Consider the following 1321-nt stretch of genomic DNA (forward strand, 5'->3'; position numbering starts at 1 on the left):
GGCGGCGTGGATATTCGTATTCCGGATGAGTTGAACAACCTTCTCGAGGTGGTGATCGGGGAGCGTTGGCCGACGGGTAGTGAGTCTGGGATGTGGGAGCATGCCGATAGGTGGGCTGATCTGGTGGCGGCGTTGGATGCCGCGATCGATGGGTTGGTGAAGGAGAAGGGGAAGGTCGCGGATGTCGCGTCGGGGGCGTTCGCGGATGGGCTGCGGGATAATCTGCAGATTTTCGTCGATAACCTGCGGTTGATGCGGGATGCGGCCGACGGGGTGCGGGTCGCGACGAAGAACGGTGGGGCTGAGCTTCAAGAGACGAAGATCATGCTGGGTGTGCAGTTGGCGTTGCTGCTGATCCAGTTGGCGTGGTTGTTCGCGTCGTTGTTCGGGGCGTTGGCGGTGCCGGTGGTGGTGGCCGGGTTCCGGGTGATCATCTGGGCGATCCTGCGGCAGATTTTCATCGAGGTGGCGCAGGAGTTGGCGGAGGAGCCGCTGCTGAAGCTGCTGATCCAGGTCGGGCAGAACGGGTCGGGTAAGCGGGAGGGCATCGACTGGGAAGGCATCGCGAAAGCGGCGATCGTGTCGTCGGTCGCGGCTGCTTTCAGTGGTTTCGCGAACTTCGGTGTTGACATGTTCGCCCGGTGGGCGGCGCGGAAGTGGGCGCGTATCGACCGGGTGGGGTTGGACGGCACCGTGTTCATCACGGACTGGAAGTTCCGCGCCCCAACGATGATCGGTAAGGGCCTCGGACAGGGCGGCGCCGAGGTACCCGGCGAAATGTTGGGACAACTAGCCGCCGGCCTGCCGGTGAACGCGAACCCGTTCACGTTCACCAGCGGATTCATCGGCGGCCTCTACGAAAACAACGCCGCCGGCAAGGACGACCTCCTCAGCGGCCTCAACCGGCCATCACTCAACGGCTTCGACCAAGCCATACCACTGACCAGCAACGACCCGACGAACCACCAACACCACAACACCGACAAAACCCACAACACCGACACCGACACCGACGCCAAGCCCTCCCACGACCACACCGACACCCTCTCCGACACCGACACCCTCATCGGCGACGACGACACCACCACCACCCACACCAGCAACACCGACAACAACCCAGACAACTGGGACACCGAAACCCTCACCGACCAACCCACCCACCACACCGCCCCACAACCCGACACCACCACCGCCGACACCACCAACCACCCCGACACCGCCGCCAACACCAACACCAACCGCACCGCGAACAACGCCAGCAACACCACCAGCACCGCCAGCGACACGGACAACGCCACCAACACCACCGACAACACCGCGA

1 protein-coding gene is annotated in these 1321 nt (G+C 63.6%); it reads left to right on the forward strand.

Annotation, left to right across the window (positions count from 1 at the left end; translation table 11 throughout):
• Positions 1-30: 30 nt before the first annotated feature.
• Positions 31-1321 (forward strand): hypothetical protein (locus HCA58_RS23050; protein WP_169600147.1); only part of this gene is annotated, 1291 nt, incomplete at its 3' end.

The organism is Micromonospora sp. HNM0581 (genome assembly GCF_012726175.1).
In the GTDB taxonomy this organism is placed as follows: domain Bacteria; phylum Actinomycetota; class Actinomycetes; order Mycobacteriales; family Micromonosporaceae; genus Micromonospora.